At 71.4% G+C, this 18,580-nt stretch carries 15 protein-coding genes; 9 read left to right on the forward strand and 6 right to left on the reverse strand.

Going from position 1 to position 18,580, the window contains the following annotated elements; all coding sequences use genetic code 11:
- Positions 1-76: 76 nt before the first annotated feature.
- Positions 77-2,650: a hypothetical protein gene (locus H6726_21060; GenBank protein MCB9660147.1), complete on the forward strand. Its 2,574-nt coding sequence runs from the start codon at positions 77-79 to the stop codon at positions 2,648-2,650.
- 164 nt (positions 2,651-2,814) lie between these two features.
- Positions 2,815-3,639: a hypothetical protein gene (locus tag H6726_21065; GenBank protein MCB9660148.1), complete on the forward strand. Its 825-nt coding sequence runs from the start codon at positions 2,815-2,817 to the stop codon at positions 3,637-3,639.
- A gap of 54 nt (positions 3,640-3,693) precedes the next feature.
- Here the strand turns inward: H6726_21065 and H6726_21070 are convergent, their stop codons facing one another.
- Positions 3,694-5,289: a right-handed parallel beta-helix repeat-containing protein gene (locus H6726_21070; GenBank protein MCB9660149.1), complete on the reverse strand. Its 1,596-nt coding sequence runs from the start codon at positions 5,287-5,289 to the stop codon at positions 3,694-3,696.
- A 100-nt stretch (positions 5,290-5,389) separates the two neighbouring features.
- On the opposite strand from H6726_21070, the gene H6726_21075 reads away from it, so the two are divergent.
- From H6726_21075 to H6726_21085, 3 genes are all read left to right on the forward strand, one after another.
- Positions 5,390-7,006 (forward strand): FHA domain-containing protein, encoded by a 1,617-nt coding sequence (locus H6726_21075; GenBank protein ID MCB9660150.1) that lies wholly within the window; start codon positions 5,390-5,392, stop codon positions 7,004-7,006.
- A gap of 55 nt (positions 7,007-7,061) precedes the next feature.
- Positions 7,062-8,363, forward strand: a complete 1,302-nt coding sequence (locus H6726_21080) for a hypothetical protein (protein MCB9660151.1) — start codon at positions 7,062-7,064, stop codon at positions 8,361-8,363.
- A 399-nt stretch (positions 8,364-8,762) separates the two neighbouring features.
- Positions 8,763-10,448, forward strand: a complete 1,686-nt coding sequence (locus tag H6726_21085) for a hypothetical protein (protein MCB9660152.1) — start codon at positions 8,763-8,765, stop codon at positions 10,446-10,448.
- Between the two features lie 13 nt (positions 10,449-10,461).
- Here H6726_21085 and H6726_21090 read toward each other — a convergent pair whose 3' ends face one another.
- Positions 10,462-11,604: a hypothetical protein gene (locus H6726_21090; protein ID MCB9660153.1), complete on the reverse strand. Its 1,143-nt coding sequence runs from the start codon at positions 11,602-11,604 to the stop codon at positions 10,462-10,464.
- A 108-nt stretch (positions 11,605-11,712) separates the two neighbouring features.
- On the opposite strand from H6726_21090, the gene H6726_21095 reads away from it, so the two are divergent.
- On the forward strand, positions 11,713-12,846 hold the full coding sequence (locus H6726_21095; protein MCB9660154.1) for a hypothetical protein: 1,134 nt from the start codon (positions 11,713-11,715) through the stop codon (positions 12,844-12,846).
- A 61-nt stretch (positions 12,847-12,907) separates the two neighbouring features.
- On the opposite strand, the gene H6726_21100 is transcribed toward H6726_21095, so the two are convergent.
- Entirely contained in the window at positions 12,908-13,714 is an 807-nt protein-coding gene (locus H6726_21100) for a hypothetical protein (GenBank protein MCB9660155.1), read from the reverse strand.
- Positions 13,711-14,067, reverse strand: coding sequence for a hypothetical protein (locus tag H6726_21105; GenBank protein ID MCB9660156.1), 357 nt, complete (start codon positions 14,065-14,067; stop codon positions 13,711-13,713). The genes H6726_21100 and H6726_21105 overlap by 4 nt, the downstream gene beginning before the upstream one ends.
- Before the next feature lie 135 nt (positions 14,068-14,202).
- Between H6726_21105 and H6726_21110 the strand changes: the two genes are divergently transcribed.
- Positions 14,203-14,853 (forward strand): NAD(P)H-dependent oxidoreductase, encoded by a 651-nt coding sequence (locus H6726_21110; GenBank protein MCB9660157.1) that lies wholly within the window; start codon positions 14,203-14,205, stop codon positions 14,851-14,853.
- Here the strand turns inward: H6726_21110 and H6726_21115 are convergent.
- Positions 14,820-15,434: a hypothetical protein gene (locus H6726_21115; GenBank protein ID MCB9660158.1), complete on the reverse strand. Its 615-nt coding sequence runs from the start codon at positions 15,432-15,434 to the stop codon at positions 14,820-14,822. The two genes, H6726_21110 and H6726_21115, sit on opposite strands and share 34 nt — an antisense overlap.
- 181 nt (positions 15,435-15,615) lie before the next feature.
- Here H6726_21115 and H6726_21120 point away from each other — a divergent pair, with 181 nt between their 5' ends.
- A complete protein-coding gene (locus tag H6726_21120; protein ID MCB9660159.1) occupies positions 15,616-16,506 on the forward strand; it encodes an SUMF1/EgtB/PvdO family nonheme iron enzyme in 891 nt (296 codons plus the stop codon).
- A gap of 47 nt (positions 16,507-16,553) precedes the next feature.
- Here H6726_21120 and H6726_21125 read toward each other — a convergent pair whose 3' ends face one another.
- Entirely contained in the window at positions 16,554-17,531 is a 978-nt protein-coding gene (locus H6726_21125) for a hypothetical protein (GenBank protein MCB9660160.1), read from the reverse strand.
- A gap of 96 nt (positions 17,532-17,627) precedes the next feature.
- Between H6726_21125 and H6726_21130 the strand changes: the two genes are divergently transcribed.
- Positions 17,628-18,566: a hypothetical protein gene (locus tag H6726_21130; GenBank protein ID MCB9660161.1), complete on the forward strand. Its 939-nt coding sequence runs from the start codon at positions 17,628-17,630 to the stop codon at positions 18,564-18,566.
- Positions 18,567-18,580 lie beyond the last annotated feature (14 nt).

Here is an 18,580-nt window from a genome sequence, read left to right on the forward strand (position 1 = left end):
CTCTCGACCCAGTCGGCGGTCGGTAGCGAGCCACGCGAGACGAGGCTCCCTCGCCTTCGGCATGCCACGCTGCGGCATGCCGAAGAGCCTCGTCGACGTCCGGAACGTGCTCGCCGTGGTGCGCGAGCCCGCTGGACTCGCGCGGCTCTGCTTGGTGGCTCAGCCCGACAACGACGTCACGTGCTGGCGGGTGTGGTACCTCGATGGCTCGGGTGACCATGACCTGGACGCAGCCTTCGCCGCGCTGAGCCGCTACGAGGTGGGGGCGGCTGCCGACGAGCGTCGGCTGCTGGACGTGATGCGCGCGACCCTCGTCTCACCACGCGCGCCACGCGCTCAGCCACCGCGCCGCGCATTGTCCGGAGCGCCAGCGCCGAGGGCCAGCGCCGCGCATCCGCGTGCGTTTCGGGGGACCAAGTCCCAACCACCGAAGCCTGCGCGCGTCACGCTGGACGTGCGCCCGCTCTCGGGGAGCTGGACCGTGTTGGCCCGCTCCCTCCGGCTCGCGGGTCGCGACCCTTACCTCGAAGCGCACCATCCGGGCGCACCAGATGATGCGACGCTGCTCGACCTCGGGTCGCGCTTCCTGCTCTGCCTCGGTCCGCTGCGAGGCACACCTTGGTCCGAGCTGACCGCTCTCGTCGGCGCGCATCACCAGCTCCTACGGGCGGAGGTGGTCGGGGAGGTCGACCTGGCGCGAGCAGCGCACGCCTTGGCAGCCGAGACTCTGCGCCAACTCTGGACGGCGTGCGCGTCGCTGCCCGTCGAGACAGCGCGCGCTGCGCACGCGGAAGCGCTCGCTGGGGCACCAGGGCGAGCGCTGCGCGACGACGGCCTGGCCGCGGGGATCCTGCGCGTGGCCGCCGCTTGCGCGGCGCGTGAACCAGCCGCCTCCGGGACGGGCCTCCTGGCGGACGCGCTCCAGGCGTTCTTCGCCGGCGTGGGCCACGGGGCGTCGTGTGAACACGCTGCGGGCGTGGTCGAGCTCTTCGCCAGCCAGATACCGACATCGTGGGGAGGGCGCTTTCCGTACATTGCGGCACGGCGTGACGACCCCTCGGCGTGGGTGCGCGCGCATCTCCCCGCCTTCGTCGCCGGGCCAGACGAAGCGCCGAGGGACCCCGACGACGCGCGGGCTCGCGCGCAGGCTGCCGAGACTCACCGCGTGATGGCCAGGCTGCATGACGCCCTCGGGCTCGACGAGGCCCGCATTGCTCTCGAAGAGCTGGCCGCCGCCACGCACCTCGAGGCCGCCGAGCGGGCGGCCTGGCTCGACGTCTTCGCGGCCTTCGCCTGGTCCTACCGCGCGGAACGCGTGTGGTCTCGCAGTCGCACCAACATCACGACCCTCTTGCGAGACACCCTCGAGGGTCAGCGGCGCGTCCGAGGGCGACACGTCCATCGCGTCGTCAGCACCTGCCTCTGGGACGAAGACGGCGACGCAGCGCTGTCCGACCTCGACGTGGCCATCATTCGTCAGGCTGCGGGCCACCACGAAGCGGTCTGGAGCGTGCTCAACGTACTCGGCGAGGCGCTGGGCGCCCCCGTGACGCTCGAGCGCGCGGGTCTCGACCGCCTGGCGTCCGTGGTCCCGAGCGGGCGCAAGCTCCAGCTCGCCTGCGCTGGCCTGTGGTCCTTGGCCGAGGCCTGGCCGGAGAGCAGCGCGTGGCTCACGGCCAACCACCCCGCCGCGTTGCTGGCGACCGCAGCGAGACTCGGCGTGCTGCCGCGGGCGCGCGCCTACGACCTGTTGGTGGGGGTGGCAGAGCACGCGCTCTTTGCCCGCCCGGGGGCCATCGACCCCCTGCTCTGCGAGGCCCTCGCGCGCCGCCGAAGAAACCCCGTGCCGCGCGCGCTGCGCGACCACCACACCGCAGGGCGTGCGCTCACCCCGGGTCAGCTTCGGCGCCACACCGAGCGGGTCGCGGCCGACTGGGACGTGCTGCGGCTCGACCTCGCCAAGGAAGCGCTCGACGCGCTGCTCGCGGAGCCCCTCGAACGCGTCGACCGCGCGGAGGGCGCCGAGACAGACCACGCCGCGCTGCGCCTCGCGCTCGAGACCTACGCGCGCCGAAGCTCGAACCGCCGCGCGTTCCGAAAGATGCTCCCGCGTTGGTTGTCCGGCGAGCAGGACGCTGTGTTTGCGCACCCCGCGAGCCAGGCGTGGTTCGCGCGTCATCCGACCATCGACGCGGATGCGTGGCGTGAGGGCATCGTCGTGAGCGTGCTCGTCGCGGGCGTCGGCATGGTGTGCTTCGCGTTCGAGCGTGACCCCCTCTCCGCGCTGCGCCTCGGGGAGCTCGGTGGCACCTGCCTCGCGCTCGGGGGTGTTTGCGAAGACGACGCGGCCGGCGTGGTCCTGGATGCGAACAAGCGCGTCGTGTATGCGCGGGGACCCGGCGGCGAGGTCATCGGTAGGCAGCTGGTGGCGCTCTCCGAAGACGGGCGTCTCGTTTGCCACCCCGTGTACCCCGAGAGCGTCGAGGACGTGCTGGGAGACGCCTTCGAGTGCTTCGACCACGACCTGTCCGACTTCCTCGGGATCCCGCTGGTGCGCACCGACGACTACGAGCGCGCGTCCATCCTGTCGCGCCGTCTGTGGGACGACGGGGTGTGGCCGCGGCTCACGCGCAACGCGTGGGTGCGTTGACGCGACCGGGCCGCATGGCGCGGTGGGTCCAAGGGGGCGTCGAGCCCGCTTTCGGCTCGAGCGATCGTTCCCTGCCCACGTCACGGCCTTCGTGCTAGGACTCCGCCTGGGAGGGCCCCCGCCGGGTCCGCGTCCCCGCGTCTGCCGACCACAAGGAACGGGTCTTGAACAAGCTACTCATCGGGTTCGTGGCGATCATGTCGCTGCTGTCTTCGCTCGGTCACGCGAGCGCTCAGGAGACCTCCGACACGGTGGTCCTCTACGACGGGACGCTCGTCCGAGGCACCATCCTCGAGGTCAGCCCGCAGAGCCACGTCATCATCCGCACCGCAAGCGGGGAGACGCGCCGCTTCGACGCGGCGCAGGTCCGTTATGCCGGCCCCAGCGACCAGGCCCCCGCGACGACGATGGGTGGGGCGACCATGGGCAGCCCGCCGCCTCCGCCGCCACCAGGCACGACCGCCGCGCCGGCGACGCTATCAACGCCCGCGACCACGCCCGCGTCGAATGGCGACCTCCCGATACGCATCGTCGACGACGGGGAGGGCCTGACCCTCAAGCTTCTGATCGGGACGGCTTATGGGTCGGCTGGTGCGTACTCGTTGGCCATGTATTCCTTCCGTACCATCTGCACGGCGCCTTGCGTCGGAAGCCTCCCCCAGGGGTCGCATCAGTTGGTCGTCACGAACGCTCGTGGACGTGACTACGGCGTGCGTGGGCCAGTCATGATCACGCCGGGCGCGGAGCTCCACCTCGGCATCGAGAGCCGCCGGCGCGCGCGGGGCATCATGGCGGGTGTCGGCGCGCTGCTGGCCATCGGCGGCTTCGTGACGATGGGGGTGCTCATCGGCAGCGGCTACGACTTCCTCGACGCGGGCGTCACCGCTGGCTACGCCGTGGGCGCGACCGGTCTGCTCATCGGCGTCTTTGGGTTGGTGTTCATCCGAGACCGCGGACGGGTGACCGTCCGTAGTGCGCTCGCGAACTGACGCCCCTCGCCGTTCCGCATTCGGTCGACGACGCAGCGCTCTCCGGGTCGTTGGCTACGGTGTGGGTGCGCGCCCGCGACGGCGGCGCAGCCGAGCGCGTCCTCCGACCAACCCCAGGACCAGCAGGGCAGCCCACGGTGACGAGCTGCGCCCCTCGACGCGGCAGCTGCAGCCACCGCCGCCGCCCGACCCCGTGCCACCATCCTCCCCGCGGCCAGCGTCGCGCGGGGGTGTGACGCCGCCGTCTTCGAGCGGGGTGACCCCGCCGTCCGGGGCCACGACCGGGTCGCATGTCCCCTCACACACCTCGAACGCGCCGAGGTCGAGGGGGCCGTTGTCGGGGCGGGCCTGCGTGCTCTGGTGTTCTACGTACTCGAGGAGCACGGCAGGGACCCCGCCCAGCAGCGCCGTGCCGCCGTTGCGCACCGCCGCGGTGGGCAGCAGGTGGAAGTCGAACGCGGGCCCGTTCACGAAGCCGGGGCTCGTTCCCGTGGTGACGTCCGTGGTGCTGACCGTGGCGTCCAGCGCGGCGGCGACGCTCACGTCCCACGTTGTCGGCAGGTAGCAGTTCACGAGGGCCACGCTCGCGCCCGTGCTGGTGCTGCTGTCGAGCAGGTAGATCTCGGACGAGCCGGGCGTGACGAATACGGAGTTGCGTACGTCCACGTCGGGCGCCGGCGCGTCGAAGTGGAAGAAGGTCGTGCGCACCGCGCGCGTGGAGTAGACCGTGTTGTTGTAGTAGCGCAGCACGCGGCGGTAGCTGCTGGCGAAGCTGTCGTCGTCGCCGCCGAAGTGCACGACCTGCGACTGCGAGGTGTCGTCGATCTTGATGAAGACGTTGCCGTAGACGTACGTGGGTGTCGTCGCGACGCGCATGGTGAAGTCCGCGTCGTCCGTCTGCGCGTGCACGAGGTCGAGCGCCCGGTTCCCACCCTCGATGAAGTTGTAGCGGATGACCGTGCCCGCCGAGCGGTCCTTCAGGTTGTTGCCGAGGCAGCCCGCGCACAGCGGCCCGTAGCGGTTGCCCTCGAACACGATGCCGTCGGTCTCGGTGTAGCTGTTGTGCTCCAGCGCGCGCCCCACGTTGCCGTTGCCCCACAGGTGGTTCTGCTCCACGCGCAGGTCCACCGTGCCGGGCGCCGAGAACAGCCCGTTGCCGTTGCCGTGCAGGTCGCAGTCGCGGATGACCACGTGCGCCGCGTCCTCGACGTAGATGCCGGACGCGTTGTGGCTCGGGAAGAGCCCGTCGTGCGTGTAGTCGATGTGGGCGTTGCGGAACTCGAGGCCCTCGACGACGACGTGCTGCGCTCCGTTGCGCAGGCTCAGCAGCGCGCGCACGTGCGTGCCAGCGCCTTGTACGGCGTTCTCTCCGTCGATGACGGGACGCGCGTCGCCCGGGCCGCGTGTGCCACGGATGCGGATGGGCGCCTGGGCCGTGCCCGACGTGCTCACCGCGAACGTCTCGCGGTAGGGCTCGGCGCGGTGCGGGATGGTGACGATGTCCCCGGCCGCGAGCGAGCTCCACGGCACGCTCGCGAGGGTCGGGTAGCTGCCGCTCCCCACCACGTACTCCTCCGCGTGTGCGACGCCAGCGCTCGACAGCGCGCACACCATGACGAACCCGACCCAGCTGCGGAAGGAGGTGCCCATGAGGCACACGGTATCCGATGGTCGCGCGTGGTGTGAGGCCTGAATACGGAGCGCGGGCAAGGGGTCCCTGCGGAGGCGTTCGGACGCTATGCTGCCCGCGGTGGCCTACCTGGAAATTCTCGCTGACGACGGCACCGGACTCGCCGTGCGCACGGTCCCCCTCGTGGGAGACGCGCTGACCGTCGGTCGCGATCCGGGCTGCCAGCTGGTTCTCGCCCACCCGACCGTGTCGCGGTTGCACGTGCGGCTGTGGCGCGACGCGCAGGGCTGGGTCGTGCAGCCCGCGTCGCAGGCTGCGTCGCTGATGGTCCACGGTCACCGCGTCGAGCAGCTGCGCCTGTTCCCCGGGGCCACGTTCTCGCTCGGCGCGGTGACGCTCCGCTTTGCGGACGAAGCTCCGCACCAGGCGGCCACGCTGCAGATGAACGCGGTGGACGCGCGCGCGCTCGCGCCAACGGCGCTAGCAATACCCCTTGAACCGCAAGGAGAGGCTGCCGCCTCCGCCGCGCCGCCTCACGCACAACCGGCCGCGCACGTCTCCGCGGCGGGCGGTGAGCAGGTATCGCCTCCGCGGCCGAGAGCTCCAGAGGCTGCCGCGCCGGATGCTGGTGGGCGCCTCATCCTCTGGGTGGTCGTGGCGCTGTCGCTGCTCGCCCTCGCGGCGGTGGCGTTCGAGAAGCGCGGCGAGCTCCTCGCGTGGTGGGCCGCGAACCTCGGCGGGACGGGCGCATCGGACGCCGGGCTGGGCGCTCCCCTCGACACGCCCGGCCCCTCGGGCGCGGATGTGTCGGGAGAAGACCCGCTCGCGCCGAACGGTGAGGCGACGGGTGCGCCGGGTGAGGCGCGCGCGACGTCCCGGCTCCCCCTCGAGCGTGCGTTCACCCCGCTCGGCCGCCCATGCGTGCGCGCCGACGCGCCGGGCGGCGACCAAGGTGCGGTCGTGACTCGGCTGGGCGCCCCGCCGGTCTTCTCGCTGCGCCTGCCGCCGCCCGGGAGTGACCCCGCTGCCGCCAAGGAGGAGGCGTGGGTGTACCCGCAGCGGGGCGACACCCTGCTGTTCGAAGGCGACCACTTCCGCGGAGGTACGCGCAGCCCCGTCGCGACCCAGGTGCAAGACGCGCCCATCACGCCGTGGCAGGTGGGCGCCGACCCGCGCCCCGAGTGCGTGGTGCTCGCGGCGGGCCCCGCGTTCTTCGTGACCTCCGCCATCGTCTTGCCGGGCTGGAACGACGACGCCGTGGCCCACGTCTTTCGCCTGGCGCGCGGCGGGACGATGGTCATCGTAGGCGAGCGGCTCGCCGCCCTCCACGTGGACCCCAGAGAGGCGTTCGACCCGCCACCCCACGTCCCGCAGCTGTATGTGGGCGCGCTGCGACCGCGCGACGGCGAGAGTCCTCACGGCGCCGTGATGGCGCTCTCGAGCGAACGCATGCCGCGTCTGCGTGTCTCGCCGCGCGGTCAGGGCACGACGGAGGACGGGGTGGAGCACGTGGTCGAGCTCGGTCGGCGCGGGAGAGGTCCGTTCGGCGCTGCAGACCTGCGTGTGTTTCGTGTGTCGCCCGAGGGTGAGGAGGCCCCCATCGCGTGCAGTGGGCCAGGTCTGCAGCTGGCCGCGCGTGGTGACGCGCTGCAGATCGACCTGTCGTTGCGCTGTGACACGACGGAGCTCGGTCTGTCGGGGGTGTTGCGCAACGCCGCCTGGGGGGTGCGACCATGAGCCCGTACCAGGCGCGCGTGCGACACGCCGACCTGAGGAAGACGAAGGAGACGCCATGCCCGCAGCGCTAGCTCTGTTCTTGGCCAGCGTGGCCGTCACCACGCTCGGGCTGAGCGTCCGTTCGGCTTCCGACATCGAGTCGCGACGCAGCGCGGTGCAGGAGATGCGACGTGTCCTGGACGAGAGCGAAGCCCTCGTGCGCGCTGCACGTGAGCGCGCCGAGCGGGAGCGGGACATCGAGGCGCGCGCCCGCGCGGAGCTGGCGCTCGATCAGCTGCGCCTGGTGCGCGCGCGGACCAACCCCGCGGCGCTGCAGCGTGATGTCGAGTCGACCTACGAGAGCTTCCGCGAGGCGGGCGTGCGGTCCGCCGTCCTGGGGCTGGCCCCGGAGACGTATGGCGTGGTCGAGCTGTTCGAAGCCGCGGTCGCGGTGTCGACCGAGCGCGAGGCGGACCTGTGGCCGCTGGTCGAGCGAGTCCGCGACGCAACTGACGCGCTGCGCGAGCGACGCCCGCTCCCCAGCGAGGTTGGCGAGTACCTCGCGGCCATCGCCCTCGAGGACACGCTGCGCGACAACCCCCAGCTGGCCGGCGAGGACGACGCGGCAGCGCGGCAGGCGTTCTTGTGTGCGCAGGTGCAGCAGCGGCTGCGGGGCGCCATCGCGGGGTCCGCGGACCTCGACGCGCAGCGGGGCATGCAAGCGGCGATCGGCCGAGCCTGCGCCCAGGGCAGGCTCGGTGGTGAGCTGAACTTGCCCATGTCGGACTTCCCCGCGGGGACACGCGTCGTCACCAACGACGTCAGTTTGCGCTTGGGCGAGGAAGACGACGGGGCTACGCCCGTCAGCGGCGAGGCGCGCTTTCAGCTTCGCATGGAAGGCGAGGGACTCGCCGAGTTTCGTGAGTCATTCGAGCAGCTGGCCGCCGGCGTCGGCGCGGGCGCGGCCGTGGTGGCCTCGGGCGGTGCTGTACGCGACACACCCACGACGCGCACCGTGGGTGACGACAGCGCCGCAGGCTGCCACCTGGAGGTGGACGTCGTGGTGGCCCTGCATGGCAGCGCACGCGGCGCGAGCATGCGCGGCACCGCGCGGCCCGAGCGCGCGCAGCTGGTGCTGGCGTGCCCCGGCCGGACGCGTGAGCAGACCATCGGGAACCTGCGTTTCGGTGACTGGCGGGCGACTCGCGCAGGCGACGGGTGGCGGCTCACCATGACCGTCAATGGTCAGACGGTGACCGCGACCGTGGGGTCCGCCGGAGCCACAGGGGCCGCGCCGTCCGCGTCGACGTCCGCGGCTCCGGGTGCAGGCGGAGGCCCGGTTCGCTCAGGAACGCTACGCGGTGGGGGCCGGTTCTGATGGCACCACGCCCTTGTCTTGGCTAGCGCGGCGCGATACAGGGAGGGGGAATAATGCTCGTGCTGTCGTATTCTGGCGGGTGCCCCTGCGCCACTCTGCGCGAGCCCTCGAGGGACCTCCATGTCGTCTGATTGTCACCCGGCACTTGCTCCAGCTTCCGCGCCCCGAACCAAGAAGGACGATCGCGTGACAGGTCACCCCGACACGATGGAACGGCTTGTGAACACGACGCTGACCGGGCTGCCGCGGGCCGGCTTGCGCCAGTGGCTACCGTGCGTTGTCGTTTGCGCACTCGCGGGCTGCGGCGGATCTGGTGGGCTGGCTCAGGAAGGCGACGTCCTTCCCATGGAGGTGGCGGCGCCGAGCGCACTGGCCGGACTCCGGGTCCGGGTTCTGGAAGTGCGAGGCGAATCGACCATCGCCGGACCGTACTACTCCGTCGACGGGCAGCGCACCTGGCGTGCGATGCCCGAGCTCCCGGTAGCCTGGCAGTGGTCGGACGATACGTCTGGCGTCTTCGCCGTAGCCGGAGGTGGGCTGCAGTACCTCGACCTCGTGACGGGGGCTCGCGTCATGCACGCCGTTCCGGCGGGCACGCCGTGGCTCGTGGTCGGGCCCACGCTGGTGACGATGCTCGAGGAGACCGTGGATGCATCGGTCCCTGGTGGGCCCGGCGTCCGTCCGGTGTTGCACACGATACCGGTCGACGGAGGGTCCGGGGCTTCTTGGGCGACCGTGTCCCTTCCCGTCATGCCCGTCGCGGATCGCTCCTACCTTCCGTCGTTGCATCACGGCGCGGACGGCGATGTCTACGTCGTCGCGCGCTATGGGATGGTTCGCGGCGTCCCGGCTTCTGATGCGGAGTGGGAGTTCTTCCCGCTGTACCCTGCAGGGGCGACCATCAGCTGGTCGGACAACCCCGTGTGGGTCTCACGCGGCGGCACCATCGTCGTGTCCACCGAGATCTCGTTCGATGGCGGCGCCTCGTTCGATCGGCGCGACGACGCCGGCCAAGCGCCGTGGACACATCAGGAGGTCAATGGGGTGCTGACGCGGGGGTCTTTGGTCTCCGACGATGACGGTCGCACGTGGGAGTCTCCGATCGAGCCCGCGCTGCTCGCACGCCTCGCTCCGCAGCAAGCGTCTGGTATCGAGGCGGTGCGCTATCGCGCCGGGACGGTCTACGCGACCTTGGGGGACTACACGTACGTGGCGGTCCGCGCCGACGGTCGGATGGAGTCGTTCGCTCCGTACGTCCCAGACGACGGGGTCGGGGCCCGCAATGCCGAGGACCACGTCGCGCTGCCGGACGGGCGGATCCTCGCTCTCGCGTCCGGTCAGCTCCTGCGCTACACCCCTGACATCGAGGCGTGGGAGTGGCTCTCGAACGCCACGTCGCTCGGTACCCTCCACGGGCTGAGCGATGGTCGCGTCGCGCACCTCTATCGCGAGAATGGCGTCGGGCAAGTCCGCTTCAGCGACGATGCCGGGAGCTCGTGGACGGAACCGCGCGCCGCGCCGGTGCTGACCCACGTCTTCGAGTTCGACGATGGGTGGCTCGGACAAGACGAGGGTGAGGGGCAGTGCGCCGTCAACCTCTATGCCACCACGGACGAGTTCGAGACCTGGGAGGCGCTCCCGCGCACCACCATCGCGTACGCTGACGGAACACCGCACGAGCAGCCTTACGAGTTCGCTGCCGAGGTGCTGACCCCAGATGGTGCGCTCTTCGGCAACGCGGTGGGGTTGTACCTCAGCGACTCGGCGTGCTTTTCGGGTCCGACTGCGGGCCCTGCCCGCTCCCACGACCGCGGTGCAAACGGCCGACTGATGGTCGACGACGAGACCTTCCGGGCAGACGTCGTCGCCGTCAACAGCCGAGGCGGCGTCGTCGCGTTGCTCTCGGGGAACCAAGAGGAATCCGTCTACCTCCATCGTGGCGGTCGGTGGGTCCACGTTGGAACACCGCACGTCGAGGATGAAGAGCTCCGCGTGAACCAAGCGCCTCCGTTCTTCGACGTGGACGACCACCTCGTCGTCCCCAGCGCCTACGGCCTGGTGCGTACCGTCGCGCCGCTTCGTTGAGCCGCGCTCGAGTCTAGCGAACCACCGAGAGAGGGATCGAGGTGATGACGTCGCGCTCTCCGGTAGGGCTCGGAGGCGGTGAGTCGCCTTCCTCCACGGCGCCTAGGTACAGCCACGTCCCGTCGGCGAGGGGCACATCCGCCGCCACCGTCGCGGCGCGTGCTGCATCGCTGTCTGGCCACGTGCCTGCGATCCACCCGAACCCCAACTCGTACGCGTCGTCTTCCAGTACCGCACAGCGCACCTGCGTCGCGGGCGCGTCGCACCAGGTCGGCCGCGGGCCCGTCCCGAGGAGTGCCCATGCGGGCTCGAACGGATCGCGGCCATTCGCGCCGGTCCCGTCGAGCCCTGTGACCAGCGCGCCAAAGGCCGACGTGGCAGGCAGCGCGTCTGGACCGCTGGACGCGCGCAGGGCCAAGTAGACGGCGCTCGTCGGTCCGTGCGGGTACCAGCCGGAGGCGGCCAGGACATCCGTCCGCGCGTAGTCGACGCTCGACCCTGGGACGAGCACCTGCCCCCCGATCTCCCAACGTTCGAGGACACCCAACGCCCCCCCTCGTGGCCGCTGTACGGTGAGGCCCGCGGAAGGCCGGCCGATGAGGTACTCGACGACGAGGTACTCCATCGTGGGCTGGGTGATGCGTAGGCGAATCGACGTGTGCGTGGGTCCTCCCACGGTCGGTCTGACGAGCTCCCCCGACAGCACCTCGATGGACACGGCATCGGCGAAGCGGTCGTCCGGCGGCGCGAGCGGGAGGAGGCCGTCCGCCGTGCAATCGTAGAAGTGGAGGCCGAACGTGCGCGCTTCGTACGCGCCCTCCGTCATGCTTGGCTCCGTGAACACGAGCAACTCGGCGGTGGAGTCGTCGTCCAGCTGAGCGGGGGTGGCGACAGCTACCCGCAAGTCGCGTGCCGCGAGGTCTGGAGTGAGTGCTGCCAGCTCGATGGACAACGCGTTGTCGAGGTGGTCGCCTTGGGTGGTGGCTTGCTCGCCGAGCGCCAGCGTTGCCAGCCGTTCGGCGCCCGGCGCGCGGCACCCAGTCAACGCCGTATCGGCTGAGTCCAGCACCATGGCGGGCGTGGTGGGGCTCGCAGAAGAGCCGCCCCGGTTGCACGCGAGAGCCAAGATGACCGCTCCGAATGCCACGAGTCGCATCGCGGGAGCGTAGCACGACGTCCGCGGGCGCCAGCTCGACCTGTGCCTGTATCCCGCGTCCGTGTCGACCGGTGTCCGTCGTACGGGCAGCGGCGGCATACTCGCCCCATGACCATTCCCGGTGATGTAGGTGCCGTGCTCGCGCTGGGAGAGCTGGCCGTGGCCGCGGAGCTGCTGAACGTGGAGCTGCGCACCCTGAAGAAGCGCGCCAAGAGCGACCCCACCGCGCTCACCCCGCTGCTGCGGCAGCGGGCGATCCTCGCCGAGGAGAGCGCCATCGACGACGACCTGCCGTCGCTCGTGCGCGAGGCCAAGGTCATGGGGGAAGCCGCAGCCCAGCCCGACGCGACGGACGATGACCGCGCGCGTTGGGCCTTCGGCCTGCTCATGGCGAACATGACGGGCAAGGCGCGCAAGGCGCACGGAAGTGACCCGCAGGTGAAGGCGGGGCTGGCCTACGCGGCCAAGCCGGGCCCGGTGCAGCGTGCGGCGCTGTTCGCAGCGTCCCAGGCGCACCCCGAGCGTGCGGTGCGGCTCGTGCTCCAGCGCTCGGAGCCCGTGGTGGACGAGGCCCGCGCGCTGTTCGAGGCGCGACGCGCGGAAGCGCCCTTGCCCGCGCGGCACACCCTGCGTGCGCTGCGGCTGCTCGTCGGGGCGCTGCGCACCCAGGGAGACCCCGAGGCGGAGACGCTGAACCAGCTCGACCCCGAGTACGGCCTCGCCGCGGCGGATGCGCTGCGCCACCGTCGCGAACGCCTGAAGCAGGTCGAGGGCTTGCTGGGTGCGGATTCGCCGCTGCTGCTGCAGCCCACCTTCGCGCTCGCGGCGGCGGCCAAGCGGGCGGGGGAGCTCGCGCTGTCGGTGACCCTGCACCTCGAGGTGGACGACAGGCTGGCGAAGCGCCGCACGGCCGACGCGTTGGTGGAGCGCAGCGCGCTGCTGGTGGGCGTGTTTCGCGACCTGGTGCAGCTGGAGCGCCACGAGGACGCCGAGGCGGTCATCGCGCGCATCGAGCACGTCGCGGCCAAGCGAGGACTCGACGTGCCGGAGCACAACCTGCGCGCGGAGCTCCACGAGGCACGCGGCGACTACGACGGTGCGCTCGTCGAGCGGCGCCTGGCCGTGGCACAGGCTCGCGACAGCACGCACCCGGCCTACGGCCCAGGGAGCCCCAACCTCGAGCTCGCGCAGAGCTGGCTGAAGCAGGCCGAGGCGCGCTTCGCGAAGGCTCGAGCTCGCTGACGTCGCTGGCGCGGTGGACGCCTCGCCCGCGGCGACGACCATCCGTCGGCGTCGTCGCGCGCTATCGAGCCCCCGACACCATCACCCCACGCGCGCGCAGCGGCTGCACCACCTGCGTCTCGAGCGAGCGCTCGGCTAGCGCGAGGTACGCGTCCGTGCGCATCCACCCCAGCGCGTGCACGCTGCTGTCCGGGCCCGCGGGGCGCCGCGCGATGTCGTCCCACAGCGTGTGGATGCCCTCGATGCCCTGCCGCGCCACGCGCGCGAGGTGTGCCTTGTCCTCTGCGGACAACAGCGGCTCGGCCCAGTCCAGGAAGGTGAAGCCGAACACGCCATGCGCCGCCTCGTCCTTCACGATGCGCCCCAGGATGGCGCGCGGCAGCGGGTGCACCGACGCGTGCCAGGTGCCCCGGATGAGCGGGATGGAGAGCGCCTCCCCCACGCAGAAGTTGAACACCACCAGCTCGGCCGCGCGCAGCAGCGGCGAGACGTCGCGGTTGGCGCGCATGATCATCGCGTCCGGGTCGTGCAGGATCTCGGTGCCGCCGCCCAGCTCCATGGCCATGCGCGCGCACAGCTCCACGTGCACCATCTCGTCCAGCGGGAAGCGACTGGCGACGGCGATCAGGTCGAGCGGCGCGCGGGCCTCGATCAAGCAGCGCAGCGTCTCCGCGCACGCGGCGCCCGTGCGATGCTCTTGGAACGCGGCGCCGGTCCAGCTCTTGCGCGCCGCCAGCACGAGCTCGGGGGGGTGCTCGCTGGGGTCGAGGGTGCCCCACGGCATGGCCTCGACCTCCGGGCGCAGCGCGCGGTAGCGCCGCTCCCAGCCTCCGCCGAGCATCTCCAGCTCGAAGACCTCGAGCGTCATGGGTTGGGAGTGGGCGTGCCCTGCGGGGGCGGCGGCGGTGGCATGAGGTTGCCCGGGGGCGGTGGCTGCGGTGGCGGTCGCGGTGGCTCGCGCGGGCGCTCCGGGGGCGGCATGAGGTTGCCGGGAGGCGGCGGTGGATCCGCCGGCGGCACGGGCTCTTGCTCCGGCTCCTCGGGCGGCGGCATGAGATTGCCCGGCGTCGGCGGCGGGTCCTCGGGCTGCGGCTCGGGCGGCATCAGGTTGCCCGGAGGTGGGTTGTCGGGGGGCCGGTCACGGCAGCCGGGGATCACGAGGGTGGCTGCACCCGCCGAGGCGATCAGGAGTTTGCGCCGCGTCCACTTCATGACGGTCATCCTACACAATCCTTTCGGTTGGAAGTCAGTCATGCGTCGCGTGTCATGTCATGGCGCCAGGTCATGCATCTGTGCATGCCCCCTAGCCGCGGATCGGCGTTCTCGGCCAGACCGCCCGTCGCTACATCGAGGGGCATGTCACTCACCACCACTCGCTCCTCCATCCTCGTCATCGAGGGCCACCCCGACGGCCAGAGCTTCGTGGGCGGTCTCGCCCGTGCCTACGCCGAAGGGGCGCGCGCCGCTGGCTCCGTCGTCGAGACCGTGCGCCTGGCCGAGCTGCGCTTCGACCCTGTGCTGCATCACGGCTTCCATGGCGAGCAGCCACTCGAGCCCGACCTCGTGCGCGTGCACGAGGCCATTCTCCGCGCAGGGCATGTGGTCTTCGCGTTTCCCACGTGGTGGGCCGCGCCTCCCGCGCTCGTGAAGGGCTTCGTCGACCGCACGTTCTTGCCCGGCGTGGCCTTCCGTTTCGAGCCCGGCGCGTCGCTGCCGACGGGGCTCTTCGCGGGCCGCTCCGCGAGGCTCATCACCACCATGGACAGCCCGTCTTGGTGGTACCGGCTGAAGCACGGGCGGGCGGTGCACCGCTCGTTCATCAGCGCCACGCTCGACTTCGTCGGCTTCGCGCCCGTCGCGTCACGCACGGTCTACAAGGTGCGTGAGCTGGACGAAGCCGCGCGCGAGGCCGCGCTACGCCGTGCGTCCCGCGACGGTGCGCGTGACGCCGCGGCACTCCACGCGCGAGGCGCTCAGCGGCGCGTGTGGCAGTGGAAGCAGGTGTAGTCCTCCATGCCGAGCAGCGTGCCCATGGTGGGCGTGACCTCGTCGCGCATGAAGCGCACGGCGTCGCCCTGAGTGGCCTCCATCGCGGCCCAGCCCGAGCTGCCGGGCTCGGGCAGCCGGAAGATGGTGGCCACGGGCATCTCGAAGTGCACCTCGCGCATGTTCGTGCCGTGGCAGGTCTCGCAGCTGAAGCCCTGATACTCCTGCGGGTCGTGGCGCGCGAACAGCTCGTGCATGATCGGGAGCACCTTGCCGATCATGTAGAACTCGCGCTCCTCCTCGTTCATGTCGGCCCACGGGGTGTCCGGCCCGGTGATGCCGAGGGCCTCGATGGCGCTGCCGTGGTACTCCGTGCCGGTGTTCTCGGGCACCTCGTCGCCCCAGTCGTCGTCGTCTTCGCTCGCTTGCTCGCTCGTGTCCCCAGTGCTCCCGCTCGACCCCGCGCACCCGCTGAGCGGCAGACCGAGGGCGAAGGTCAGGCACATCAGCACGCGCAGGGCGTGCGGTGTCGTGATGCGCACCGGGGGGCGGCGGGCGGGGGTGCGGAGGAGATCCGGGGCGGCGTCGAGCGGGGCGTTCATCGTCGCTACCTTCGCACAGCGGGAGCGCCCCTGGCCACCTCTTGCAGCGCGATCGCGAACCGACGCGCGGTCGGCGCGCGAGCACGCGTGAGGACCGCGTGTCGGTGCGCGAGACCCGACCATGGTCCGGTGATCGCGCTCAACGTTGACAGCCGCGTCGGGAGCTTGGCATCACGAGGAGATGTCGGACTCAGGAGCTCCCCCAACGCGCCCCTCCATCCAGCGCAGCGACCGTCCTCAGACGCTCGCTGCGGCCTCCCTTCACGCGTTCGCTGCGCTCGTCGCGCTCGCGACCTGTGGGTGCCTACGACCCATCGTACCGAGCGTCGATGCGTCACGACCCAGCTTCGTCTCGGTCAGCGTTCCATCGTCGGGCGGGGGCGACGCCCACGACCTGCTCGTTGGCGTCACGGAGGTCACGCGTGGCCAGTGGCGCGACGTCATGGGCACCGAGCCCTACGGGTCCGACTGCGACGACTGCCCGGTGCGGATGGTGTCATGGTACGACGCCGCGGCGTTCGCCAACGCGCTGAGCCAGCGCGAAGGGCTGTCGGCGTGCTACCAGCTTTCCGATTGTTCGGAGGCGCCGCCGTACCAGCGAAGCGCGCCCGGTCGAGCCTACAGCCACGAGACGGGTCTCTACTGCGCCACGGTCGAATCGGTGGGACCTTCTTGCTCGGGCTATCGTCTTCCGAACCGCGCCGAGTGGGACGCATACGGCGGCGTCTCGGCGCTCCACCAGAGCCGTCGGCGCGCGCACCGCTACGCGAACGCAGCCGGGCCCACCCCGCGCCGCGTCACGGTCGTCGCGACCAGGCTGCCCAACGAGCACGGCATCTACGACACGCTAGGGAACGTCGAAGAGTGGCTCGACGTCGAGGTCCCTCCGTTCGACGAGGTGCATCGCTTTCGTCGCCACTTGACGCAGCAGCGGTGGTTCCTCGCCGCGGGGACGTGCTTTCGCTCGGACCTCCGTGACCTCCGCCCGAACTACTTCGTGCGCGATGCCGGCTCGTGGGGCCGCGACTGCCACGGGTTCCGCGTAGTGCGCACCGCGCCGCCGGCCTCGTAGCGCGTCGCGCGCGTCTTCCATCGGGCGCTCGCATGGCGAACTCGCGCTTAGGGCGCTGGCCTCGAGAGGCTGAACCGAGTGACGCCTCCCACGCGCAGCGCGTCCACCACTGCATCCACGGCGCCATAGGGAACGGTTGGGTCCACCACCAGCACCGCGTGCGTCCTGGGATCTCGTGCGCGCGCCGCCCGGGCACGCTCGGCGAGTTCGACGAGGCTCACGGCAGACACCAAGGCGTCCGCGCCGTCCCCAAGGAGGCGCAATTGGAGCGTCTCATCCGCCGCCACCGTGATGTGCAGCACCGTCGGCGCCGTTGAACGCGCACCCACGTCGGTGGGGCTCGAGCCTCGGCCCGGGGGCGGGGTCGTGGCTTCAGCGAGCGCGCGGGTGTCGAGCAGGGGCGAGTGGGTCGCTGCCTCCAGCTCGATGATCGACTCCTGTCGCGCCCCGTGATGTAGCGTGATCGTACGCGGGCGCCCGTCAGCGCCTGCGGGGCCGCGCGCGACGATCACGAACGTGTCCGGCTCGAGGGATAGGGTGCACGCGGGGCCTGCGCGGCGCGCGTCGGGCAGGGCGCCCCCCGACTCTCCCAACCCCTGGCTGACCACGAACGCTGAGGCCCCGGCAGTCTGCGAGCCGCCGCGCAGGGCAAAGCCCTGGTCGCTCCACGGGTCCGCGCTGGACACGACGCATGTGGATACCATGACGAGCGCTGCGGCCGACGCTGGTTGGGCCAGCTCCACCGCCTCCATGAGCCACAATGTCACCTCCACGGAGTCGTCGCGGAAGTCGAATACGAGCCGCGACCCGTCTGCCTGGTGCGTCTGCTGGAGGGCGAACGCCGAGGCGAGTCCTCCCGTCCCCCGCGACATCGCCGTCACCTCGTAAGCCCCTCGAAGCGGGGGTTCCGCGCCAGAGGGAGGTGGATGGGAGCTCGGTGCGCTCCCCGCCGCCGACGAGCAGGCGGGCGCGAGGGCGGACGCGACCACGAGAGTGAGGAAGCCGAGCCACGGCGCGGGCTGCATGTGCGTGAGAGTACGGGCGCAGCCAAGCGCGGATCCAGGCCCAATGCGGGCCCATGACGGGAGACGAACTTGGCGTGTGGATGGTAGATCAGGTGCATGAGCCACCGCCGCGTCGCCGTCGCATCCGTCTGCATCCTCGCCATGACCCTCGCCGGAACTTCCGGCTGCACCCCCATGACCACCGTCACGGCCGTGGGGTATCCCACGCCCTCGGCGGCGCCGCGCGTCACGAACTCCCCCTTCGCCATCGGCAACGGGCGGGTCTTCGTGGTCACCCCGGCCTACCTGCAGGTGGTCGCCCCCACGCTCGCCGATCAAGCCGACAAGATCGACGAGGGCTACGCCGAGGCCGTCGACAGCGGGCGCGCCGTCATCCCCGAGTACGCGACCGTGGCGTCGGCGTTCGAGCGGCACCTGCTGGACGCGGGGTTGCAGCCCATCGCCGAGGACACCCTCACGTCGGCGCTCTCGGACGAGGCCGTGTCGGCGCGCTTCGATGCGCTCGCGCGCGAGCAAGGCGCCGTGACGCTGTTGCAGCTGGCCATGGAGGTGGGGCCGCGCATCGACGCGTCGCTGGCGCTGCTCGTGCGCTCGTCGCGGCTCGGCTACACCGACCGGCCGATCGTGTACTTCCCGGGGCCGGCGCGCTGTGAGCCGCTGCGCATCCAGCCCCTCGAGGCGCTGCTCGACGTGGCGCTCGTGGCCACCGACACGGGCGACATCTTGTGGAGCGGCGAGATGACGCTGCGGGCCAGCGACCTGCTCCCGGAGCCCGTTACGTTCCCGCGCGGGCCGCACCGCGCACAGTTCACCCACCAGTACAGCCCCACCTTCATCATCTACGGGCAGGACGACGGAACACGCTGCGGCACCACCTCCATCGGTGGGTTCTTCTGCATGGAGTGGGGCGCGAACAGCGGCGGCTGCCTCACGGTTGCGCCCGCGTTCCCCGAGGTGAACGCCTACATGGTGGACGAGACGGTGCGGCGGCTGGTGGAGATCATGACCCCGCTGGCCCACGTCGCGGAGCAGTAGGCGCGCCGCGCGCC

Source organism: Sandaracinaceae bacterium, assembly GCA_020633055.1.
Taxonomy (GTDB): Bacteria; Myxococcota_A; Polyangia; order Polyangiales; family Houyiibacteriaceae; genus JADJJE01.